Here is a 23,300-nt window from a genome sequence, read left to right as displayed (position 1 = left end):
TGTCAGCTGGAGGCGCGCCGAGCGCCGGTTCGTGACCACTCGGGCATGGAGGACGGGGTGTCGTGACCGCTCAGTGCAGACCGCAACGCGAACCGCAACGCGAACCGGAACCGGAACCGGCACCGGCATCGGCGCGCCGGACCACGACCGCCCTACGCGCCGGCGGTGCTCTCGCGGATCACGAGGGCCGGGGTGACCGTCGCCGAGGCCGCCGCACCGCCGTCGATCAGACCGAGCAACGCCTGCCCCGCCACACGCCCGAGCTCCTCGAGCTGCAGGTCCACGGTCGTCAGCGGCGGCCGGGAGGCCAGGGCCATCACGTCCCAGTCGTCGTACCCGGTGACGGCGACGTCCTCGGGGACCGATCGCCCGAGCTCCCGGAGCCGATCGCACACGCCGCGGGCGATCTGGTCGCTGCCGCACACGATCGCGTCGACCTCGGGCGACTGCCGCGCGAGCACGTCGACGGCCTGACGCCCCCACCGCTCCGACCACTCGCCGAACAGCGGTGGCGTGACCAATCGTGACCCGAGCACGGAGGCCGCTCCCGCCACGCGACGTTCGGCGGAACGGTGCCGCGCGGGCCCGGTGACGACGGCGACCCGCTGCCGCCCGAGCGTCAGCACGTGCGAGGCGACGAGCGCGGATCCGGCGGAGTCGTCGAGGGTGATCGACACGTCGTCGGCCGAGGTCGACGGCGTGAACGCGTACACGACCGGGATCGCCACGTCGATCGGCGGTCGCGGGTCGGCGGACCGTCCGGTCACGATGATGCCGTCGACCCCGCGGGCTGCGAGCGAGCGGAGGTAGTGGGCCTCGCGGACGTGGTCGTCGCGGGTGTCGCAGAGCAGGACCGCCATCTGCCCGGCGGACAGGGCGTCCTCGGCACCGAGGAGCACGGGGATCGAGAACCGACCGAAGGAGTCGGTGGTGATCATGCCGACCGTGTAGGTCCGACCGGAGGACAGCGCACGGGCCCGGGCGTCGCCGACGAACCCGAGCTTCTCGGCGGCGTCCTTGACCCGTGCCCGCGTGGAGTCGCGGAGCTGTCCGGTGCCGTTGAGCGCCTTCGACGCCGTGCCGATCGACACCCCGGCGAGCGCGGCGACGTCGGTGATCCGGACGGGCTGCGTGCTGCGGTCGGCACCGGTGCGCTCGAGGGTCACGGCAAGTTCCTTTCCGGATCGCGGGACGTGACGATGAGCATACGCAGAAAACCCAGCACTCCTCTTGCGCGGCGAAGACCAGTGTCGTAACGTCCACCGCAGAAACCGTTTTCCGAAACGCTGCACGAACGGCGGCACCGGGACGGTCCCAGTCACATCGCAAGGAGGCGACATGACCACCACGCTCGCGACCGACAGCCGTGCGCACACCGCGACCCCGGTCCTCCCGACCGCCGACGCGCACCTCACGCTCCGGCCCCTGCCGACGGGCGACGCCCGGATCACCGGCGGCTTCTGGGCACTCCGGCAGGAGCGCAACGGCCGTGACGCGGTCCGCGGCGGGTACGCCCTCCTCGAGACCGCCGGCAACTTCCGGAACCTGCGCATCGCCGCGGGGCTCGAGGAGGGCGAGGCCACCGGCCCGATCTTCATGGACTCGGACGTGACGAAGTGGCTCGAGGCGGTGGCGTGGGAGTACGGCCGCGCCCCGTCCGAGGACCTGCTCGAACTGCAGCGCGAGGTCACCGCCCTGTACGCCCAGGCGCAGGCCGACGACGGCTACCTCGACTCCGTGCAGCAGATCCGTGGGAAGGGCGAGCGGTACACGGACCTCAAGTGGAGCCACGAGATGTACTGCGCCGGGCACCTGTACCAGGCCGCCGTGGCACAGCACCGAGCGACGGGCGACACCGGCCTGCTCGAGGTCGCGATCAAGAACGCCGACCACCTGGTCCGCACGTTCGGCGACGGGACCGCACCGGACGGCACGCCGAAGACCCGCGACGTCGACGGCCACCCCGTCGTCGAGATGGGCCTCGTCGAGCTGTACCGCGAGACCGGCAACCGTGAGTACCTCGACCTGGCGCACTGGTTCGTCGACGCCCGCGGCACGGGCATCATCGAGCGCGCCGGCGGCGAGCCGACGTACTTCTCCGACCGGGTGCCGAGCCGGCAGGCCACGACCGTCGAGGGCCACGCCGTCCGCGCCGTGTACCTGGCAGCCGGCGCCGTCGACGTCGCGATCGAGACCGGCGACACCGAGCTGCTGGCCGCGAGCGAGGGACAGTTCGCGGACATGATGGCGACGAAGGCGTTCATCACCGGCGGGCTCGGGGCGCGCTGGGACTGGGAGGCGTTCGGCGACCCCTACGAGCTGCCGACCGACCGTGGCTACGCCGAGACCTGCGCGGCCATCGGCGGTGTGCAGTGGGCGTGGCGCCTGCTGCTCGCCACGGGCAAGCCGGTCTACGCCGACGCGATCGAGCGCCTGCTGTACAACGCGTTCCTGGCCGGCGTGAGCCTGGCGGGCACCGAGTACTTCTACGTGAACCCCCTGCAGCAGCGGGACCACGCGCACCAGGACGAGAACCGCTCCCCCGCTCACGGGCGCCGAGGCTGGTTCGACTGCGCCTGCTGCCCACCCAACATCATGCGCACGTTCGCGAGCCTGGACGGCTACCTGGCGACCGCGACCGACGGCGGCCTGCAGATCCACCAGTACGCGACGGCGGACCTCGGGCCGGTGTCGGTCGAGACCGGGTACCCGCACGACGGCCGCGTGGTCGTCACGGTCACCGAGGACGGCCCGCTCGCCCTCGGCCTGCGGATCCCGGTCTGGTCGGACACGACGACGGTGCAGGGACCGGACCGTACGGCGCACCCGGAGCCGGGCACGCTGCACGTCGTCGACCGGCACTGGACCGCCGGGGACACGGTCGAGCTCGTCTTCGACACGACGCCGCACCGGTACGTGGCCGACACCCGCATCGACGCCGCCCGCGGTCAGGTCGCCATCGAGCGCGGCCCCCTCGTGTACGCGGTGGAGCAGGCGGACCAGCAGGGTTTCACGGTCGACGACCTGACGGTCGACGCGGTCGCACCGATCACCGAGGAACGTCGCGACGACCTGCTCGACGGCATCGTCACGCTGCGCGTGCCCGGACACGCCCCGGCCGGACACGAGCAGGCATCGTGGCCGTACCAGCGGCTGGACGCGACCCGGTCTGGAGGCGCGGATCACGCCGTGGACGCGACCAGCGTCGACGACGCGGCCGGCTCGCAGGGCGCCACCACGGGCCTCCCGGCCGTCACCGCGACCGCGGTTCCCTACTACGCCTGGGCGAACCGGGGCGCGGCGCCGATGCGCGTGTGGCTCCCGCTGGCGCGGTGACGTGATGGACCGCAGAGCGTTCCTGGTCGGCGGTGTCGCCGGCGGCGCAGCACTCGCCCTGGCAGGGTGCTCCGGCACCCTGCCGAAGGTCGACGCGAAGGTGGCGAGCTTCGGGAAGGACGCGACCGGCACCGTGCACGTCTGGTGCCGGTCCGCGACCCAGGCCGGGCTGACGTCGGCCGTGGCCGGGTTCAACAAGGCGAACCCGAAGCTGCAGGTCGAGCTGACCCCGGTGCCGGACGGTCAGTACGTGACGAAGCTCGCGACGGCCATCCGCGGCGGTGAGCCGCCGGACGTCGTGGACATCGACGACATCAACTCGCAGCTGTTCATCTTCCGCCAGGCGTTCGCCGACCTGACCGACGTGGTGAAGGGCCTCGACTACTTCGACGCGATCTCACCGGGCCACCTGCGACTGCTCGAGTACCGCGACCGGTACTACGGGCTGCCCTACCTGGCGGACAACTCGCAGCTGTTCGTCAACACCGAACTGTTCGACCGGGCCGGGCTCGACGTCGAGGAGTCGACGAAGGACCTCTCCACGCTGCTCGACGCGGCGAAGGCCATCCGGAAGCTCGACGATGACGTCTACGGGTGGTCGATCTCCGGCAACGCCGCCGGCATCATCGGCTTCGTCACCCAGCCGCACGTCTGGGCAACGGGTGTCGACATGATGTCCGGCGAGGTCGGCTCCCAGACGGCGAACATCACCGGCAACGAGGCACTGGAGCGGATGCTCGAGTTCTACCGGCAGCTCTGGAAGGACGGCGCGCTGTCGAAGGCGACCTACTCGGACGCCGGCACCACCTGGGGCGCGGACTTCCGGGCCGGCAAGGTGGGGATCTTCCCGACCTCGTACGGCGCGACCGTGCCCGCGGCCACGAAGGCGATGCGGGCGAAGATGCAGACGGTGCTCATCCCGTCGTGGGACGGCCAGCGGTCGTTCTTCGACGGCGGCGACAACATGTGCATCCCGAACGGGGCGGCGAACCCGTCCGGCGGCTGGGCGTTCATGCAGTACGCGAACGGCCTGCAGCAACAGCAGGCACTGCCCGACGGCGGGTACTTCCCCACCCGTTCCGACGCCGCGACGCCCGAGTACCGGAAGCGGTTCCCCTTGGCGTTCGGCCCGCTCGACGCCATCGACAAGGGCTACGCGCCGCAGACCCTGGCGTACAACCTGCTCAACAACCAGCCGTCGTCACCGTACTTCGCGATGTTCCGCGAGGCCGTGTTCGGCTCGGGCACCGCTGCCGCGATGAAGACGGCGCAGGCGGACTACACCCGCATCCTCGACCAGGTCCAGGCCTGACCGCCGTTCGCTCGTTGCACAGAGAGGTGCAGACATGACCACCATCTCCAACCGACGGACCGGCGCCGGCCGCCCGACCGTCGGCCGCGGCGCCGGCCGCCCGGGCCGCTCGGGTCCGTCCCGCGGATCGCTCACGCACCCGCCGCGCGCCGGCGCCGTGCTCGTCACCCCGGCGATCGTCTTCGTCGCGGTGTTCGTCCTCGCCCCGCTCGTGTTCGCGCTCTACATCTCGTTCACGAACTGGCCCCTGATCGGCCCGTACCGGTTCATCGGGCTGCAGAACTACCTGACGCTGTTCCAGGACCCGACGTTCGTGCACGCCATCGGGTACACGCTGCTGTACACCGCGATCGTGACGGTGCCGATCCTGGTGCTCGGCTACTTCCTGGCGGTGCTCATCCGGGCACGGCGTCGGGGCAGCACCCTGCTGCGGACGGTGTTCTTCCTGCCGTACGTCGTCGGCCTGACGACGCTGTCGTTCATGCTCGTGCTCGAGGCGCAGCCGAACTCCGGAGCCGTCAACATGGTGCTCCGCTGGCTCGGCATCACCGACGGCAGCACCGCCTGGCTCGTCAACGGCCCCCTCGCCACGCTGCTCATCTGCGTGCTCGTGGTCTGGGCGGTGTCCGGGCTGACGATGGTGCTCCTGATGTCGGCCATGCAGGGCATCCCCGACGAGGTGTACGAGTCGGCGCAGCTCGAGGGCGCGTCGTGGTGGCAGACCGAACGGCTCATCACCCTGCCGATGATCCGGTCGACCATCGCCCTCAGCGCCATCATCTCGGTGATCGGCTCGCTGCTCGCGTTCAACCAGTTCTACATCCTGACCCAGGGCGGGCCGGGGACCGAGACCACGACGATCGTCAACGCGATCTACAACCGTGGCTTCGTCAACCTGCAGCTCGGCGCCGCGACCGCCGAGTCGATCGCCCTGGTCGTCGTCATCGCCGCCGTCACGGTGTTCCAGTTCTGGGCACTGCGAGAGAAGGACTGAGCCATGAGCACCACGACCTCCCGTGCCGGACTCGCGGCACCGGACCTGTCCACCCGCACGCTGACCACCACCGGCGACGGGCACCGCCGGCGCCACCACCAGGGCAGCGTCCGGCACCCCCGCGACACCGCCGTCAAGCGCACCCTGTACGTGATCGCCGGCGTCGGGTCGGTGCTCGTCTTCGGTGTCCCGCTGCTGTGGTCGATCCTGCGGGCGTTCCAGTCCGAGGCCGTCATCACGCAGGCCGCCGACCCCGCGACCTTCTTCCAGCTCGGCTGGCAGAACTTCGCGGCCGTCTTCAGCTCGTCGTCGCACCTGCTGACCGGCGTGTTCAACTCGTTGATCGTGTCGATCGCCACGGCGGTGCTGACCGCGGTGATCGCGACGATGGCCGGGTACGGGTTCGCCCGCTTCCGGTTCCGCGGGTCGGCCATCGTGTTCGGTCTGGTGCTGCTGACGATGATGGTGCCGTTCCAGGCGATCCTCACCCCGCTGTACCTCGAGATGAACGCCATGAAGCTCACGAACTCGTTGCTCGGGCTCGTGCTGTTCTACACGACGGTGAACCTGCCGTTCGGGGTGTTCGTGATGCGGAACGCGTTCGAGTCGATCCCGACCGAGCTCGAGGACTCGGCGTTCGTCGACGGGGCCTCACGCTTCCGGGTCGTCGTGTCGGTGCTGCGCCCGCTCCTGCTGCCCGGGGCCGCGACCGCTGCGCTGTACGCGTTCCTGGCGTCGTGGACCGAGTTCCTCGGGGCGCTGACGTTCCTGACGAAGGACTCGCTCTACACGCTGCCGGTGGCGCTGCTCAACCTGCAGACCGGGGCGTACGGGCAGGTGTCGTACGGCAACCTCGTCGCCGGGTCGGTGGTGGCGATGATCCCGTGCATCGCGCTCTACGTCGGACTGCAGCGGTTCTACGTCGCAGGCCTGTCGTCCGGTGCCCTGAAGGGCTGACGGTCGGGTCGGCCCGGCCGGTGCGAGGTTGATCACTCGGTGCGGCGCTCTTTGCTCACACCGAGTGATCAACCTCGCACCATCCTCGCAAGCTCGGCCGCGCTCCGTGCGAGCTACGCCGACCGGCGCACCACGAGCTCGGGCGCCAGCAGGGTCTCGTCGCGGGGCTCGCCCTCGACCAGGGCCCGCACGGTGTCGAGCACCCGCTCCCCCATCGCCCGGAAGTCCTGCCGCACGGTGGTCAGCGGCGGCGTGAAGTGCGCGGCCTCGGGCACGTCGTCGAACCCGACCACCGCGATGTCGTCGGGCACGCGCAGGCCCTCGTCGGCGAAGGCGTGGAGCACCCCGAGCGCCATCTGGTCGTTGCCGGCGAACACCGCGTCGACGGCCGTCACGTCGATGTGCCGCGCGGCCGCGAAGCCGCTCCCCGGGGTCCAGTCGCCGTCGAGCACGACGGGCTCGAGGCCGGCGTCCTGCATGATCCGGACGTACGTGGCACGCCGCACTTCAGACTCCTGCGAGACGGGCGGGCCGGCGATGTGCACGATCCGCCGGTACCCGCGCCCGAACAGGTGTTCCATCACGAGCGACGTCCCGGCGGCCTGGTCGATCGCGACCGCGGCGACGGTCGACGCCGCCGGGGTCCGCACGGCGTCGCGCTGCACGGCGTTGGACACGACGACCGGCACGGTGACCGGCACGGTGAGCGACCCGAGGGCATCGAGCACCCGGTTGTCCGCGGCGACGAGCACGATCGCGGCGACGTCCTGCGCGAGCAGCGTCGTGAGTGCACCGGACAGGTCGGACGGCGTCGGTTCCTCGGGCAGGGTGGAGAGCAGCACGTGGTACCCGGCCGACCGGGCCGCGCGTTCGAAGCCGATCGCGGTGCTCGACGGACCGTACAGCGCGTCGCCGGCGGTGATGATGCCGAGCGCGCGGCTCCGCCCCCCGGCGAGTGCGCGGGCGGCGGCGCGGGGTCGGTAGCCGAGGTCGTGGACGGCGTCGGTGACCTGCGTGCGGAAGGCGTCGCGGACCGTCGGGTCGCCGTTGATCACGCGCGAGACGGTCTGGTGGGAGACGCCCGCACGCTCGGCGACGTCGAAGATCGTCGGAGCCTTCCGGCGTTTGCCGCCCGTGCCCCCTGGGGCGGTCGTGGTCGTCACGAGGCCAACCGTACCGCGCAGTCCGGCCCGCGCGGCAAGATCGCGAAACGGTCAGGTCGAGTTGACACCCCGTTACGAAAGCCCCAGTATGTGAGCGCTCACACGAGCACATCCCTCGGGGCACAGCAGCCCCGGCACCTGAGCGCGTCGAGGACGACGCGAGAGGAACAGAGGTACTTCGATGACGAAGCGCAGGATCATCGCGGGCGTTGCAGCCCTCGGCATCGCGATCGCACTCGCCGGCTGCTCGGCCGGTGGCCGCGCGTCCACCGACGGCGGCGGCAGCAGCAGCGACAACAAGGGCGCCCTCGTCGGCGTCGCCATGCCGACCAAGGTCTCGGAACGCTGGATCAAGGACGGCGACGCCGTCAAGAGCGACCTCGAGAAGGCCGGTTACAAGGTCGACCTCGAGTACGGCGACAACAAGGTCCAGCAGCAGGCCCAGCAGGTCAGCAACATGATCACGAAGGGCGCGAAGGTCCTCATCATCGCGTCGATCGACGGCGGAGCCCTCTCCGACCAGCTCGACGCCGCCGCCAAGGCCGGCATCAAGGTGATCTCCTACGACCGCCTGCTGACGGGCAACAAGAACGTCGACTACTACGTGTCGTTCGACAACGAGAAGGTCGGCGTCGACCAGGCGACGAGCCTGCTCACCGGCCTCGGCGTCCTCGACGACAAGGGCGAGAAGACCGGCGAGAAGGGCCCGTTCAACATCGAGGTCTTCGCCGGCTCGCTCGACGACAACAACGCCAGCTTCTTCTTCAACGGCGCCATGAAGACCCTCAAGCCGTACCTCGAGGACGGCACGCTGAAGATCCAGTCGGGTCAGGACCAGCTCTCGCAGGCCGCCACGCAGCAGTGGGACCCGGCGACCGCCAAGGCCCGCATGCAGAACCTGGTGGCGAAGTCGTACTCGGGCGGCACCACGCTCGACGGCGTGCTCTCGCCGTACGACGGCATCTCGATCGGCATCATCTCGGCGCTGCAGGGTGCCGGCTACGGCACCAGCGACCGTCCGCTGCCGATCGTGACGGGCCAGGACGCCGAGGCGGCCTCGGTCAAGTCGATCATCGCCGGTCAGCAGTACTCGACCATCTACAAGGACACCCGCAAGCTCGCCAAGCAGTCGGTCACCATGGCCGAGGACCTGCTCACCGGTGACAAGCCCGAGGTCAACGACACGAAGAGCTACGACAACAAGGTCAAGGTCGTCCCGACCTTCCTGTTCCAGCCGACGGTCGTCACCAAGGACAACTACAAGGAAGTCCTCGTCGACTCGGGTTACTACACCGAAGCCGACCTGAAGTAGTCGCAACCCACCTGTCGGACAGGAGGCACGGGTCGACCCCGCCCCGTGCCTCCCGTCCGCCCCATCCGCGCGCCACGGCGCGCACCACGGAAGGCGGTCGACGTGACGGACACGATCCTCGAGATGCGTGACATCACCAAGACGTTCCCCGGCGTGAAGGCCCTGCAGGGCGTCTCGATCGAGGTCGAGCGTGGACAGGTCCACGCCATCTGCGGCGAGAACGGCGCCGGCAAGTCGACCCTCATGAAGGTGTTGTCGGGCGTCTACCCGCACGGCTCCTTCGAGGGCGAGATCCTGCTCGACGGCGCACCTGTCTCGTTCGCGAACATCAACGACTCCGAAGCCGCTGGCGTCGTCATCATCCACCAGGAGCTCGCGCTGAGCCCGTTCCTGTCGATCGCCGAGAACATCTTCCTCGGCAACGAGCGGTCCAAGGGCGGCTTCATCGACTGGAACAAGACGAACCTGGCAGCCGCCGAACTCCTGCAGCGCGTCGGTCTCAAGGACAACCCGGTCACGAAGATCGTGGACATCGGTGTCGGCAAGCAGCAGCTCGTCGAGATCGCGAAGGCGCTGTCGAAGAAGGTCAAGCTCCTCATCCTCGACGAGCCCACCGCTGCCCTGAACGACGACGACTCCGCGCACCTGCTCGAGCTCATCCGCTCGCTGCAGGCCGAGGAAATGACGGCGATCATCATCAGCCACAAGCTCAACGAGATCAAGGCGATCGCCGACAAGGTCACGATCATCCGCGACGGCAAGACCATCGAGACGCTCGACATGCACGCCGACGACGTCTCCGAGGACCGCATCATCCGCGGGATGGTCGGCCGCGACCTGTCGAACCGGTACCCCGAGCACGAGCCGAAGATCGGCGAGGAACTCCTGCGGATCGAGGACTGGACGGTCCACCACCCGCTCGACGGGTCGCGCGAGATCATCCACCAGGTCGACCTGAACGTGCGCGCCGGCGAGATCGTCGGCATCGCCGGACTCATGGGCGCCGGGCGGACCGAACTCGCGATGAGCGTGTTCGGCCGGTCGTACGGATCCGGCATCAGCGGCACCGTCTACAAGCGCGGCGAACCGATCAAGACCCACACGGTGTCGCAGGCGATCGACCACGGCATCGCGTACGTCACCGAGGACCGCAAGCGCTACGGCCTGAACCTGATCGACGACATCAAACGGAACATCTCCGGGTCGGCGCTCGGCAAGCTCGCCAGCTGGGGCTTCGTGAACGCGTCCGAGGAGACCACGGTCGCCGGGCAGTTCCTGAAGAACCTCAACATCAAGGCACCGAACGTCGACGTCATCACGGGCAAGCTCTCCGGCGGCAACCAGCAGAAGGTCGTCCTGTCGAAGTGGATGTACACCGACCCGGACGTGCTCATCCTCGACGAGCCGACCCGCGGCATCGACGTCGGTGCGAAGTACGAGATCTACACGATCATCAACAGCCTCGCGGACCAGGGCAAGGGGGTCATCGTGATCTCCTCGGAGCTCCCGGAGCTCCTCGGCATCTGCGACCGCATCTACACACTCTCCGAGGGCACGATCACCGCCGATGTGCCCCGCTCCGAGGCCACCCCAGAGGTCCTCATGCAGTACATGACCCAGGAACGGGAGACCCCTGTCAATGAACGCGCTTAAGTCCGCCGCCGGCTACCTCACCGGGCAGCTCCGACAGATCGGCCTGTTCATCGCGCTGATCGTCATCGTCGTCTTCTTCCAGGTGACGACCAACGGCATCACCCTGGCCCCGATCAACGTCTCGAACCTGATCGTCCAGAACAGCTACATCCTCATCCTCGCCATCGGCATGGTGATGGTCATCATCGCCGGGCACATCGACCTGTCCGTCGGGTCGGTCGTCGCCTTCACCGGCGCCATGGCCGGCGTGATGATCACGCAGTGGCACATCCCGTGGCCGATCGCCGTCGTGCTCTGCCTGGTCGTCGGTGCGCTCGTCGGCGCCTGGCAGGGGTTCTGGATCGCCTACTTCGGGATCCCGGCGTTCATCGTCACCCTGGCCGGCATGCTCGCCTTCCGCGGTGCGGCGCAGATCGTGCTGCACAACCAGCAGATCTCGCCGTTCCCGGACGGGTTCCGTGCCCTCGGCTCCGGCTTCCTGCCGTCGTTCGGCACCACCGGGTACGAGCCGCTCACGATGATCCTCGGCTTCGCCGCCGCGGCGGTCATGGCCGTCACGGCGTTCCGCGGCCGGGCCACCCGCCGCAAGTACCAGCTCGAGAGCGAACCGTTCGCCTGGTTCATCGTGAAGCTCGTCTTCGGCGTCGTGCTGGTCGTCTACGTGGCCCTGCTGCTCGCGAGCTACAACGGCACCCCGATCGTGCTCGTCATCCTCGGCGCACTCGTGGTGATCTACTCGGTCATCATGCGGAGCGCGGTGTTCGGCCGCCACGTCTACGCCATCGGCGGCAACGCCCTGGCCGCGCAGCTGTCCGGCGTGAAGACGAAGCGCGTCACGTTCATGCTGTTCGTCAACATGGGAGTCATCTCGGCCCTGGCCGGCGTGGTCTTCACCGGTCAGCTCAACCTGGCGGCACCCGGTGCGGGCAACGGCTTCGAACTCGACGCCATCGCCGCGGTGTTCATCGGTGGCGCAGCGGTCACCGGCGGCATCGGCACGGTGCCCGGCGCCATCGTCGGTGGTCTCATCATCGGGCTGCTGAACAACGGCATGTCGATCCTCGGGGTCGGCACCGAGTACCAGTCGCTCATCAAGGGCTTGGTCCTGCTCGCCGCCGTCGCGTTCGACGTGTTCAACAAGCGTCGGGCGGCCGCCGCGCGCAAGTAGGGGCGTCCTTCCGGGGTCACCTCCGCGAAAGCGACAGAGTGCTGCGGAACATCCGCGCACTTCTGTCGCTTTCGTGCGTCAGCGGGACAGGACGGCCCAACCCCTGGCCGGGAGGCGCAGGGTCCCGTCCCCGAGATCCGCGCCGCCCGCCTCCACCTGCGTCGCATCCGCCGCGGGCACCTCGACGGGATCGGCCGACAGGTTCAGGGCGGTCACCACGGCCGCGTCCGACGTCGCGGTCCGCAGGACGACCGCCGTGTTCGTCAGGTGCACCACGTCGGTGTGCGCCCGGTGCAACCACGGGTTGCGGCGGCGCAGGGCGATCAGGGCCTCGTACGCGTGCGTCAGGTCCCCCGCTGCGGGTGGTGTGTCCGGAAACTCCGGTCGGACCGCGTCGTCGCCACCCTCGCGTTCCTCCTTCACCCCGGTCCAGCCGTACTCGTCGCCCGCGTAGACGATCGGGGTGCCGGCGACGGTGAACAACACCGCGGCCGCGTGCCCGGCGAACTGCTCCCCCACGGCGCTCGCGATGCGGGTGACGTCGTGGTTGCCGATGAAGGTCGTCGGGGCGAACGTCTCGAGCAGGGCGTCGTGCCGCTCGATCGCGTGCGCCAGCTCGTGGCCGTTGCCGTCCGCGATGCCGTGCCAGATGCCCTGCCACAGTTCGTACTGCGTCAACGAGTCCATGGTCGACTCCCTCGCGATCGCCGCCGCGTCGCCGTGGATCACCTCACCGCTCAACCACGCGTCCGGGAACCGCTCGCGCACCCGCGGCAGCACCCTCGCCCAGAACGCCGGTGGGACCGCGTACGCAGCATCGAGGCGCCAGCCGTCGATCCCGCGCTCCAGCCAGTGCGTCATGATCTGCACGACGAGGTCCTCGGTCGCTCGGCTGTCGTGGTCCAGCGCCACGAGGATGTCGTGTCCCTCGAACAACCCGACGGGAACCGGCTGCCCCGGCGTCCACCCCGACCAGTCGATCGCGAACAGGCCAGCGGTCGCCGCGTCCGGTCCCTCTTCTCCGAGCGCCCGGAACGCCGGGTGTTCACGACCGACGTGGTTGAAGACACCGTCGAGCAGGACCCGGATCCCCCGCTCGTGCGCCGCGGACACCAGGCGGTCGAAGTCGGCGTCGTCGCCGAGTCGGGGGTCGATCCGGGAGTGGTCCACCGTGTCGTAGCCATGGGTGGAGCTCGCGAACACCGGCCCGAGCACCAGGCCGTTCAGGCCGAGGTCCACCACGTGGTCGAGCCAGGGTTCGATGCGGCCGAGACGGTGCTCGACGGCGCGCTCCTCGACCGGCACCCCCGGGCGGACGTCCGCCCCGACGAACCCGAGCGGGTACACGTGCCACCACATGACGTGCGGGACCCAGGCGGGCTCGGGCGGACGGGACGGTGCGGTGTCGGTGCTCACCCCTCGACACTGCCAGCCGCGCCTGTGCTGGGCGCTCCTGTGCTGGGAACGGACAGGGACGACAGGACGAGGATGTGGGCATGGGACGTGCGATCAGGACGGAAGCGGACGCTGCGGCGTCGGAGTCGGCACAGGCCGATCGGACCTGTGCGTCGTGCGGCCGTCGGATGCCGTCGACGGCGGCACCCGAAACCAAGTGGTGTTCCCGCGCCTGCCGCCGCCACGGAGTGGACCGGACGGACCTGGCACTCGAACAGCGCATCGACGAGCTGCTCGCCGCACGGGCACGCACCTCGAGCATCTGCCCGTCCGAGGTCGCTCGGTCGCTCGAACCGGACGACTGGCGCCCGCTCGTGGAGCCCGCCCGTCGAGCGGCCCAGCGCATGATGGCGCGCGGCGAGGTCGAGATCACCCAGGGCGGCTCCGTCGTGGACCCGTCGACCGCGAAGGGCCCGATCCGCATCCGCCGCCCGCGGTGAGGGAACACCTGTCGCGCACCGTCGGTTGGGGACGGGGATGACTGCAACCGGATCGACCGAACCGACCTCCGCCCAGCCCCGAGCCCTCGTCGTGGGAGCGAGCGGCATCACCGGCTCCGCCCTGGTGGGCCACCTGCTCGACCTCGGCTGGGACGTGACCGCGCTGTCCCGCCGACCGCTCCCCCAGCAGGACGTCCGGACCGTCGCCGCGGACCTCCGCGATCCCGACAGCCTCGGCGCCGCGCTGGCCGACGAGCGTCCCACGCACGTGTTCTTCACCGCGTGGCAGCGCCAGGAGACGGAGGCGGAGAACATCCGCGTGAACGGCGGCATGGTCCGCGACCTGCTCGCCGCACTCGCGCACGCCCCGCTGGCGCACGTCGCACTGGTGACCGGGCTGAAGCACTACCTCGGCCCGTTCGAGGCCTACGCCGCGGGCGAGATGCCGGACACGCCCTTCCACGAGGAAGAACCCCGCCTGGACACCCCGAACTTCTACTACGCACAAGAGGACGAGCTGTTCGCCGCCGCCGAGCGCCAGGGCTTCACGTGGTCGGTGCACCGCTCGCACACCGTGATCGGGCACGCCGTCGGCAACGCCATGAACATGGGCCTGACGATCGCGGTGCAGGCGACGCTCGCGAAGGAGCTCGACCTGGACTTCGTGTTCCCGGGCAGCGAGGCGCAGTGGAACGGCCTGACCGACATGACCGAGGCGGGGATCCTCGCCGAGCAGATGGTCTGGGCGGCGACCGCACCCGAGGGTGCCGACGAGGCGTTCAACATCGTGAACGGTGACGTCTTCCGGTGGCGCTGGATGTGGCCGCGCCTCGCGGCGCACCTCGGCGTCGACCCGGCGCGCGTGGTCGGGTACCAGGACGAGCCGCGACCGCTCGAGCAGCAGATGGCGCCGTACGAGTCGGAGTGGGCCGGCATCGCCGAGCGACACGGTCTGGCAGAGGCGGACATCACGCGACTCGCCTCGTGGTGGCACACCGACGCCGACCTCGGTCGCGCGATGGAGGTCGTCACCGACATGGGGAAGAGCCGCGAGGCCGGGTTCACGGCCTTCCGCCGGACCGAACGCGCGTTCGCCGACCTGTTCGCGCGCTACCGGGCCGACCGACTCATCCCCTGAGCCGTCGGCCCGGAACAGCGGGCTACAGCGCGAGCAGGAGCACCACGAGCGTCGCGACCGACAGCACCAGCAGGACGACGGCGCCCTGCAGGTCCTTGTCGTGCGCTCGGAGGTGCGCCACCACGGCGCCGACGAAGTAGACCACCGCGCCGATGGCCGCGGCGATGGCGAGCGGCACCCACCAGATGCCGATGACGAGCCCGGCGGCAGCGGCGACCTCGAGCACCCCGAGGACCGTCATCTGCGCGGGAGTGACGTGGACGGCCTGCATCGAGGCGACGATCTTCGGGTTGCGGACGAGTTTCATGACGCCCGACCCGAGCAGGGCCACGGCGAGGACGAGGGACAGGACGACGGCAGCGATGTGCACGGGGAACTCCAGGTGATGAAACGGATGGTTGTCCCCGTTTCAAACCGGGGACTGCTCCCCGTATTCCCGGCCACGCGATCTAGGCTCGGTGCATGACCCGCCGAGACGTCGCCCGGAACCGTCAGGCGCTCGTCGACGCGGCCCGGTCCGCGTTCACCGACCACGGCCTCCAGGCTGCACTGGAACCGATCGCGGTCGCAGCGGGACTCGGCAACGCGACCCTGTACCGGCACTTCCCGACCCGAGCGGCGCTGTGGGAAGCCGTCCTGGTCGAGCCGATGCACGAGGTGCTCGACCTCGTCGAGCACTGCCGCGAGCTGTCCGCCTCGGACCCGTGGGAGGGCTTCGCGACCTTCGTCCGCGAGACGGCGGCGATCGAGGCGCGCCGCACCGGCTTCAGCGAGCTCATGACCACCGACTACCGCGACGCTCCGGAACTGCTCCGGCTCCGCATCGCCGTGCAGGACGGGATCGACGCCCTCTTCACAGCCGGACAGGCGGCCGCGGTCATCCGCGCCGACGCCACCCTGGCCGACGTCGCACTCCTGCAGCTGTCGATCGCGGAGACGATCCGCACGTTCGGCCGGGTCGCACCCGAGGCGTACCGACGCTGGGTGGACCTGGTGCTCGACGGGTTCCGGGCGGCAGACGTCCCGCGCGGCACGCTGGCCGGACGCCCCCTGCGCGGCGACCAGGTCCGTCGGGCCCTGGCGGAACGCCACCAGCCCGCCGACCGTCAGAAGGCGTAGCGGATCCGACAGGACGGCAGGTGCTCGGCGACGAGCTCGCGGAAGCGCTCGACGAGCTGCCCCTTCATCCCGGACCGGTAGCGGACGTTCACCGCGCCGTTCTGCGACACCTTCTGCTCCTGCAGGTCGGGGCGCCAGAGCAGGTCCTCGGCCTTCGGGTGCCAGCCGAGGTTGACCTCGTGCAGGGGTTGGTTGTGCGTGAGGAAGATCACCTCGGCCGCGATCTGCGCCTTGGCGGCCGGTGACAGTACGTCGTCGACCTGCCGCAGCAGCTCGGTCCAGTCGGACTCCCACGTCGGGGTGACGATGACGGGCGAGAAGTTCAGGTGGACCTCGTAGCCGGCGTCGACGAACTCGTTCACCGCAGCGATCCGCTCGGCGACGGGACTCGTCCGGATGTCGGTGACCTTCGCGGTGTCGTGCGGCATGAGCGAGAACCGGATGCGCGTGCGGCCCATCGGGTCCCAGTCGAGCAACTCGCGGTTGACGTACTTCGTCGCGAAGGACGCCTTCGCGGTCGGGGTCATCCGGAACAGGTCGCACAGGTCACGGACGTTGTCGCTGATCATCGCGTCGACCGAGCAGTCGCTGTTCTCGCCGATGTCGTACACCCACGACTCGGGATCGCACTGGTTCGGCTCGGTCTTCGGCCCCTGCTTCGCGATGTTGCGAGCGACGTGCTTCGTGATCTGGTCGATGTTGGCGAACACCGTGACGGGGTTGCTGTAGCCCTTGCGCCGCGGGACGTAGCAGTACGCACACGCCATCGCACAGCCGTTCGCCGTCGAGGGCGCGATGAAGTCGGCGGAGCGGCCGTTCGGTCGCGTGATCAACGACTTCTTCACGCCGAGCACCAGCGCCTCGGTCTTGATCCGGACCCACCGCTGCACGTTGCGCTCATCGCCGTGCACCTCGGGGATGTTCCAGTGGGACTCCACCGGCACGATCTCGGCGTCCGGCCAGCGCCCGATCACCTCTTGCCCGCGCTGCAGTTCGAGGGCAGCGGGCTCGGCGTAGATCCGACGGACGTCGAGCATCGGGCGGGCGCGGTCGTTGCTCATCGACTCCTGTCTACCGGGGACCACTGACGGTGCAGACTCGGGGCATGACCGCCGAAGCCGACGACCATTACTTCGTGGTGAACGGCCGACGCTGGCGCCGCACCGACCCGGCCCTGCCCGAGGAACTCGCGGCCGCGCTCCGCTCCCACCTGGGGCGCGGGCGCAACGCGGTGAAGACCGCGAAGCGCGCCGGCGACGACGCTGCGCTGACCGCGGCTCGGCACCGGAACGGGCTCGCGAAGCACGGTCTGGGCGAACGCGGCCCGGAGTGGTGGACGCGCCCCGAGGCCGATCGGATCGCCGACGCCGAGCGGGCACTCGCCGATCTGGACGCCCTGCCGTGACGACGATTCGTCCGCCGCGCCTGGATCGCATCCTGAACCTCATCGTGTTCGGCCCGGTGATGATCGGGACAGGAGTCGCACTCGCGAGCGTGGCCTTCGTTCCCGGAGCATCGGCGCGGGTGTTCGTCTTCGTCCTCGGTGTCGCCTTCATCGCCGGTGGGACCTGGGCCACGGCCAGGCTCCGTCGCGTCGCCGTGCACCTGTCCGACGAAACCCTCCGGTACTCCGGCTTCCTGTCGTCGTGGACCGCACCGCGTGCGGGCATCACCGCGGTGCTCGACGACGCGTACGTCGAGTGGCGCGATGATCGCGGGGTCGGCCACCGACGGCAGATCTGGCTGCTGACCCGGGCTTGGGCGGACGACGGCACGAAGTTCGCCCCGCTCTGGCGCTGGCGACACGAGGCGCTCCTCGAGGTGCGGGCGTGGGCAGCGACTCACGAAGTCCGAAACGTCCCATGACGCCCGCGGTGGAAAGCGGAATCGGGCGTACCTGGTCGGAAGTTCCGACCAGGTACGCCCGATTCGACCAGGTACGCGGCGAGCCTCGTCAGCCCTCGGTGTGGCCTAAGGACGGCTCGAGGAGCAGGTGGGCCGTGCGGGATGCCGACGCGTGCAGCTCGAGGACGAGGAGGTCGTTCCGGCCTGAGCGCAGGACCGGGCCGGGGATCGCCAGGGTCTGCTGCGGGCCGCGCGACCAGTACCGGCCGAGGCAGAACCCGTTCACCCAGGCGACACCCTTGCGGAAGCCGTCGAGCGCCAGGTAGCGGTCGTCCACCGCGTCGAGGTCGAACGACCCTGCGGCGAACGTCGGCCCGGCGAGCACCTCGCCGTCCGTCGGCTCCACCGCGGACAGCGCATCGAGGGCGGACGGTGCGATCGGGTCGAGCGCCAACGGTGCCGCGGTCCAGCGCGACAGCGGGACACCGTCGACGGCGACCCCGCCGATCAGGCCCTTCGGTTCGCCGATGCGAATGCCGTAGTCGACCCGGCCCTGGTCCTCGACGAGCAGTTCGAGCGTGCCGGTCACCGCCGGCAGGACGACGGCGCGGTCGTGGTGCTCGCGCTCCAGGACGCCGACGACGACGCCGTCGACGGACACGATCGCGCGGTCGCGGACCTCTTCCCCGATGGTCAGCACTCCGCCGGTCGGCAGGTCGACCTCGGCGCGGTACAGGACGAAGCCGCTGGCCGCACCGAGGGCGTCGAACGTCGGCGGCTCGTCGTGCGCCGACCACGTCGTGAGCGTGGGCAGCAGGGAGCGGAGCGACGCGACGCGGTCGAGGCGGACGGCGACGTCCGTGGCGGGGGCGACCCGGGCCTCCAGGCCGACTCCGTCCGCCGCATCGGACGCGAGTCGACCCGACCCACCCGGCTCCATGGACGCCGGCAGCGGCGGGACGGGCGCGTAGCGCTCGATGACCGCGCGGAAGGCGTGGAACTTCGAGGTGGGCCGACCAGCCTCGTCGAGCGGGGCGTCGTAGTCGTACGACGTCGCTATCGGACGGTAGACGCCCTTGTCGTTCGCGCCGTTGGTGAAGCCGAAGTTCGTGCCACCGTGGAACATGTAGATGTTGACCGAGCCACCGGCGGCGAGCAGGACGTCGAGGTCCGCAGCGCTGTCCGCGGCCGAGGTGGTGTGGTGGTGCTCGCCCCAGCTGTCGAACCAGCCGTCCCAGAACTCCGAGCACATCAGGGGGCCGGTGGGCTGGGCCTGCCGCAGGCGCTCGAGGCGCGCGGCGGACCGCGAGCCGAACGAGCCGGTCTTGTGCAGCGACGGCAGCGAACCGTCCTCGAGCATCGTGCCCATCGGCTGGTCGACGCTCGTGAACGGGACGGTCAGCCCGATGTCGCGGTGCATCTGCTCGAGTGCACGCAGGTACTCGGGGTCGGAGCCGTAGGCGCCGTACTCGTTCTCGACCTGCACCAGGACGATGGGCCCGCCCTGGTCGATCTGCTGAGGGACCAGCACGGGGGCCAGGTGCTGCAGGTACGTCTGGACCGCCGCGAGGAACCCGGGCTCGTTGCGCCGGACGCCCACGGAGCCGTCCGCGAACAACCAGTACGGCAGGCCGCCGTTGGCCCACTCCGCGCAGATGTAGGGGCCGGGGCGGACGATGGCGTGCATCCCCTCGGCAGCGACCAGGTCGAGGAACCGGCCGAGGTCGAGCCCGCCGGTCAGGTCGAAGACCCCGGGCGACGGCGCGTGCGCGTTCCAGGCGACGTAGGTCTCGATGGTGTTGAGGCCCATCAGCTTCGCCTTGCGGATCCGGTCGGCCCACAGGTCGGGGTGTACGCGGAAGTAGTGGATCGCACCGGACAGCACGCGGTGCGGCTCGCCGTCGAGCAGGAAGTCGGTGTCGCCGATGGCGAATCGCATGAGATGACTCTTTCAGACAGCGGGGTCGTGCGGACGATGTCCGCACGACCCCGGGGAGTTGGTGCCGGTGCTACTTGGTCGAGACCGTGAAGCCCTGGTCCTTGCCGTACTTGGCGAGGGCCTTCTGCCAGGCCTCGAGGCCGGCGTCGAGCGAGGTGCCGTTCTCGTACGCCTGACCGACGGTGTCGGCGTAGACGCTGTTCGCGTACACCTGGTACGGCAGGTAGGTGAAGTCGTTGTCCGAGGACTTCGACGCGTCGACGAGCACCTTGTTGATCTGCTGCCCACCGAAGTAGGACGGCTTCTCGTCGAGGAAGGCCGACGAGTCGAGGTCAGCGGTCGTCGAGGGGAACCCACCGGACTTCATGAAGACGCCGGTCGACTCCTTGGACGAGTTCAGCCACTTCAGGAAGCCCGCGGCGAGGGCCGGGTTCTTCGACTGCTTCATGACGACCTCGGCGCTGCCGCCGTTGTTCGCGGTCTGGGCGGTGCCGCCGTCGTAGGTCGGCATCGGGGCGACGCGCCAGTCACCCGAGGCCTGGGCGACGCCGGACTCCAGGTTGCCGGGCATCCAGGCGCCGGTGATCATCGTGGCGATCTCACCGTTGCCGAGCTGCTTGTACCAGTCGTCGGTCCAGCCGACGGTCTTCGACAGCAGGCCCTGCTCGACGAGCTCGTTCCAGGTGCTCGTCCACTTCTTCGAGCCCTCGTCCTGCAGGTTGATGGTCACCTTGTCACCGTCGGTGGTGAACGGGGTACCGCCGGCCTGGGCGATCATGCTCGTGGTGAAGCCGGCGTCGCCGGAGTCGGCCGCGATGTAGGCGTTCGGGTCGGCCTTGTGCAGCTTCTTCGCGGCGGCGACGTACTCGTCCCAGGTCTTCGGCACGGCGATGTCGTGCTTGTCGAAGACCGTCTTGTTGTAGAACAGCGCCATGGGGCCGGAGTCCTGCGGCAGGCCGTAGACCTTGTCGTCGATCGACACCGAGCTCCAGGTGCTCTTCGCGAACTTGTCCTCGAGCGAGTCGAAGCCGTAGCCGGACAGGTCGAGCAGCGAGTCGGACAGGGCGAACTGCGGCAGCGCGAAGTACTCGACCTGGGCGACGTCGGGGGCGCCCGAGCCGGCCTTCACGGTGTTCTGGAGCTTGGTGTACTGGTCGGCGCCGGTGCCGGCGTTGACGAGCTTGACCTTCACCTTGGGGTACTGCTTCTCGAACGCGGCGACCTGGGCCTTGGCGGAGGGGGTCCACGACCAGTAGGTCAGGGTGCCACCGTCCTTCAGTGCCTTGGTGATGTCGTCGGACGAGCCACCGGACGACGAGCCGCCGGTCGCGCAGGCGGCGAGGGCGATCGTGGCGGTGACGCCGATGGCGAGGGCGCTGAGCCCGCGCCGGAGACGCTTGTTCATGGGGGTGCCTTTCACTTCTTCGTGGAGAGGGGGGTAGGGCTGCTGTGTTCCGGACCGGAGGGCGCGTGGCGAGGTCGCCACGGGCCTCCCGTCCGACGGATCAGGCCTTGACGGACCCGGCCGCGAGGCCGGACTGCCAGAAGCGCTGGAGGAAGAGGAACGCGACCACGATCGGGATGATCGTGAGGAGCGATCCCGTGACGACGAGGTTGTAGATCGGCTGCGCACCGGACCCGGTGGCCTGGGCGTTCCACTGGTTCAGGCCGACCGTCAGGGGGTACCACTTCGGGTCGCTCAGCATGATGAGCGGCAGGAAGTAGTTGTTCCAGGTGGCGACGACCGCGAAGAGCAAGACGGTCACGACACCGGGAGCGAGCAGGCGGAGCGCGATGGTGAAGAAGATCCGGAACTCGCCGGCGCCGTCCATGCGGGCGGCCTCGAGGAGCTCGGCGGGGATCGCGTCGACCGCGTAGGTCCAGATCAGGTACATGCCGAACGGGCTGATGAGCGACGGCAGGATGATCGACCACGGGGTGTTGGTCAGGCCGACCTGCGAGAAGAGCAGGAAGGTCGGGACCGCCAGGGCCGTGCCGGGGACCGCGATGGCACCGAGCACGATGGCGAACACTGCGCGGCGTCCGGGGAACTGGAACTTCGCCATGCCGTAGCCGGCGACGGTCGCGAGCAGGGTGGCGCCACCGGCACCGACGACCACGTAGAGCAACGTGTTACCGAACCACTGCAGGAAGATGCCGTCGTTGTACGTGACGGTGTCGACGATGTTCTGCCAGAGGTTGAAGTCCCCGCCGAACCAGAGCCCGAACGTGGAGAGCAGCGACGCCTGCGTCTTCGTGCTGTTCACGAGCAGGTAGAACAGCGGCGCGAACGAGTAGACGACGAAGACGACCATGACCGCGGTCAGCAGGCCGGAACGCTTCGGCTTGCGTCCGTCGACGTGCTGCTCGGCCTTCCGCTCGGCCTTCCGGGAGGCCCGGGTCGAGCGGGTGCGCGGGTCGCGCTGCGTCGTGGTCGCCTCGGTGACCGTGGCCGGTCCGGCGGCGCCGGTCGCGGGGTGCTGGATGGTGCTCATCGGTTCTCCTGGCGGGTTCCGCGGACCTGGACGACGTAGGCGATCACCGCGGTGATCACGCCCATCACGATCGCGACGGTGGCGGAGTAGTTGAACTGCTGGCCGCTGAAGGACAGCGAGTAGGCGTACATGTTCGGGGTGAAGGCGCTGCCGATGACGTTCGGGGCCAGGGTCTTCAGCAGGTTCGGCTCGTTGAAGAGCTGGAAGCTGCCGATGATCGAGAAGATCGTGGCGATGACCATCGGGCCGCGCAGGGCCGGGAGCTTGATCGAGAAGACCGTGCGCAGGGGGCCGGCGCCGTCGAGCTCGGCGGCCTCGTACAGCTCACCGGGGACCGTGCGGAGTGCGGCGTAGAAGATCAGCATGTTGTAGCCGAGGAACTCCCACGTGACCACGTTGCCGATGGAGGTCAGCACCCAGGTGGGGCTGAACGGCTGCAGCAGGTCGATGCCGAGCGCGTCGTTCGCCGCACCGGTCAGGCCGAACTGGTTGCCGTAGATGAAGCCCCAGATCAGGGCCGCGACGACACCGGGGACGGCGTAGGGCAGGAACACCGCGATGCGGAAGAACGACGTGCCCCAGAGCCGTGCGCTGTCGAGTGCGAGGGCGGCGACGAGTGCGAGCCCGAGCATGATCGGCACCTGGACGACCAGGAAGATCGCGACCCGGCCGAACCCGGACCAGAACTTGGCGTCCTGGAAGAGCTGAACGTAGTTGGCGAACCAGACGAACTGGTTGCCGCCGATGAGCTGGTCGCGGAACAGGCTGAGCCAGAGGGCGTAGCCGATCGGGACGATGAGCATGGCGATCAGGACGACCACGAAGGGGCCGACGAACAGCCAACCGGTGTAGCGCCCCCGCGCCTTGGTCCGGCGACCTGCCGGGCGGGGGGCTGCCGGCTGCGCTGCGGCTGCCTCGCCGGGCCGCGCTGCGAGCGTGCTCATGTGACTCCTTCGTCTGCTGCGTTCGGGTGT

Annotated in this window: 21 protein-coding genes; 12 read left to right on the top strand and 9 right to left on the bottom strand. The window is 69.5% G+C overall.

The features are described 5' to 3' along the window. Positions 1-152 precede the first annotated feature (152 nt). Positions 153-1,166, bottom strand: coding sequence for a LacI family DNA-binding transcriptional regulator (locus EDF33_RS09860; RefSeq protein ID WP_132099956.1), 1,014 nt, complete (start codon positions 1,164-1,166; stop codon positions 153-155). Positions 1,167-1,338: 172 nt separating this feature from the next. On the opposite strand from EDF33_RS09860, the gene EDF33_RS09855 reads away from it, so the two are divergent. The 4 genes from EDF33_RS09855 to EDF33_RS09840 are packed head-to-tail and all read left to right on the top strand — an operon-like array spanning position 1,339 to position 6,599. After that, complete coding sequence (locus tag EDF33_RS09855) at positions 1,339-3,336, top strand: beta-L-arabinofuranosidase domain-containing protein (protein WP_132099955.1); 1,998 nt, start codon at positions 1,339-1,341, stop codon at positions 3,334-3,336. 4 nt (positions 3,337-3,340) lie between these two features. Next, positions 3,341-4,648, top strand: coding sequence for a sugar ABC transporter substrate-binding protein (locus EDF33_RS09850; RefSeq protein ID WP_132099954.1), 1,308 nt, complete (start codon positions 3,341-3,343; stop codon positions 4,646-4,648). 34 nt (positions 4,649-4,682) lie between these two features. Further along, on the top strand, positions 4,683-5,642 hold the full coding sequence (locus EDF33_RS09845) for a sugar ABC transporter permease (RefSeq protein ID WP_132099953.1): 960 nt from the start codon (positions 4,683-4,685) through the stop codon (positions 5,640-5,642). A 3-nt stretch (positions 5,643-5,645) separates the two neighbouring features. Continuing rightward, complete coding sequence (locus tag EDF33_RS09840; protein ID WP_132099952.1) at positions 5,646-6,599, top strand: carbohydrate ABC transporter permease; 954 nt, start codon at positions 5,646-5,648, stop codon at positions 6,597-6,599. Between the two features lie 113 nt (positions 6,600-6,712). On the opposite strand, the gene EDF33_RS09835 is transcribed toward EDF33_RS09840, so the two are convergent. Further along, positions 6,713-7,762: a substrate-binding domain-containing protein gene (locus tag EDF33_RS09835; RefSeq protein WP_131879540.1), complete on the bottom strand. Its 1,050-nt coding sequence runs from the start codon at positions 7,760-7,762 to the stop codon at positions 6,713-6,715. Between the two features lie 181 nt (positions 7,763-7,943). On the opposite strand from EDF33_RS09835, the gene chvE reads away from it, so the two are divergent. From chvE to mmsB, 3 genes are all read left to right on the top strand, one after another. Next, a complete protein-coding gene (gene chvE, locus EDF33_RS09830; protein WP_123672475.1) occupies positions 7,944-9,074 on the top strand; it encodes a multiple monosaccharide ABC transporter substrate-binding protein in 1,131 nt (376 codons plus the stop codon). 102 nt (positions 9,075-9,176) lie between these two features. After that, complete coding sequence (gene mmsA / locus EDF33_RS09825) at positions 9,177-10,727, top strand: multiple monosaccharide ABC transporter ATP-binding protein (RefSeq protein WP_132099951.1); 1,551 nt, start codon at positions 9,177-9,179, stop codon at positions 10,725-10,727. Next, a complete protein-coding gene (mmsB, locus tag EDF33_RS09820) occupies positions 10,714-11,895 on the top strand; it encodes a multiple monosaccharide ABC transporter permease (protein ID WP_111086259.1) in 1,182 nt (393 codons plus the stop codon). The genes mmsA and mmsB overlap by 14 nt, the downstream gene beginning before the upstream one ends. Before the next feature lie 78 nt (positions 11,896-11,973). Here the strand turns inward: mmsB and EDF33_RS09815 are convergent, their stop codons facing one another. Continuing rightward, positions 11,974-13,311: an alpha-amylase family glycosyl hydrolase gene (locus EDF33_RS09815; RefSeq protein ID WP_243692424.1), complete on the bottom strand. Its 1,338-nt coding sequence runs from the start codon at positions 13,309-13,311 to the stop codon at positions 11,974-11,976. A 227-nt stretch (positions 13,312-13,538) separates the two neighbouring features. Between EDF33_RS09815 and EDF33_RS20525 the strand changes: the two genes are divergently transcribed. Together EDF33_RS20525 and EDF33_RS09805 are read left to right on the top strand one after the other, a co-directional pair. Next, on the top strand, positions 13,539-13,790 hold the full coding sequence (locus EDF33_RS20525; protein ID WP_243692423.1) for a DUF3253 domain-containing protein: 252 nt from the start codon (positions 13,539-13,541) through the stop codon (positions 13,788-13,790). 37 nt (positions 13,791-13,827) lie between these two features. Next, a complete protein-coding gene (locus EDF33_RS09805; RefSeq protein ID WP_132099949.1) occupies positions 13,828-14,928 on the top strand; it encodes an SDR family oxidoreductase in 1,101 nt (366 codons plus the stop codon). A 22-nt stretch (positions 14,929-14,950) separates the two neighbouring features. Here the strand turns inward: EDF33_RS09805 and EDF33_RS09800 are convergent, their stop codons facing one another. After that, positions 14,951-15,298, bottom strand: coding sequence for a DoxX family protein (locus EDF33_RS09800; protein WP_123938477.1), 348 nt, complete (start codon positions 15,296-15,298; stop codon positions 14,951-14,953). A 92-nt stretch (positions 15,299-15,390) separates the two neighbouring features. Here EDF33_RS09800 and EDF33_RS09795 point away from each other — a divergent pair, with 92 nt between their 5' ends. Continuing rightward, positions 15,391-16,047, top strand: a complete 657-nt coding sequence (locus tag EDF33_RS09795; protein WP_132099948.1) for a TetR/AcrR family transcriptional regulator — start codon at positions 15,391-15,393, stop codon at positions 16,045-16,047. Here the strand turns inward: EDF33_RS09795 and EDF33_RS09790 are convergent. Further along, positions 16,035-17,108: a spore photoproduct lyase family protein gene (locus EDF33_RS09790; protein ID WP_132099947.1), complete on the bottom strand. Its 1,074-nt coding sequence runs from the start codon at positions 17,106-17,108 to the stop codon at positions 16,035-16,037. The genes EDF33_RS09795 and EDF33_RS09790 overlap by 13 nt on opposite strands. Before the next feature lie 44 nt (positions 17,109-17,152). Between EDF33_RS09790 and EDF33_RS09785 the strand changes: the two genes are divergently transcribed. Both EDF33_RS09785 and EDF33_RS09780 read left to right on the top strand, forming a co-directional pair. Next, positions 17,153-17,452, top strand: a complete 300-nt coding sequence (locus tag EDF33_RS09785; protein ID WP_132099946.1) for a biopolymer transporter Tol — start codon at positions 17,153-17,155, stop codon at positions 17,450-17,452. Then, entirely contained in the window at positions 17,449-17,913 is a 465-nt protein-coding gene (locus tag EDF33_RS09780) for a hypothetical protein (protein ID WP_123938473.1), read from the top strand. The genes EDF33_RS09785 and EDF33_RS09780 overlap by 4 nt, the downstream gene beginning before the upstream one ends. An 88-nt stretch (positions 17,914-18,001) precedes the next feature. Here EDF33_RS09780 and EDF33_RS09775 read toward each other — a convergent pair whose 3' ends face one another. The 4 genes from EDF33_RS09775 to EDF33_RS09760 form a co-directional block, all read right to left on the bottom strand. Beyond that, entirely contained in the window at positions 18,002-19,831 is a 1,830-nt protein-coding gene (locus EDF33_RS09775; protein ID WP_132099945.1) for a beta-galactosidase family protein, read from the bottom strand. A 70-nt stretch (positions 19,832-19,901) separates the two neighbouring features. Next, positions 19,902-21,236, bottom strand: coding sequence for a sugar ABC transporter substrate-binding protein (locus EDF33_RS09770; protein WP_207906669.1), 1,335 nt, complete (start codon positions 21,234-21,236; stop codon positions 19,902-19,904). Positions 21,237-21,336: 100 nt separating this feature from the next. Next, positions 21,337-22,326, bottom strand: a complete 990-nt coding sequence (locus EDF33_RS09765) for a carbohydrate ABC transporter permease (protein WP_207906668.1) — start codon at positions 22,324-22,326, stop codon at positions 21,337-21,339. After that, entirely contained in the window at positions 22,323-23,270 is a 948-nt protein-coding gene (locus EDF33_RS09760) for a sugar ABC transporter permease (RefSeq protein WP_131846757.1), read from the bottom strand. The genes EDF33_RS09765 and EDF33_RS09760 overlap by 4 nt, the downstream gene beginning before the upstream one ends. Positions 23,271-23,300 lie beyond the last annotated feature (30 nt).

The sequence above is a fragment of the Curtobacterium sp. PhB146 genome (assembly GCF_004342995.1).
GTDB lineage: Bacteria > Actinomycetota > Actinomycetes > Actinomycetales > Microbacteriaceae > Curtobacterium.
Note: the sequence above shows the minus strand (reverse complement) of the source record. Positions and strands in the feature narration are given on the sequence as shown.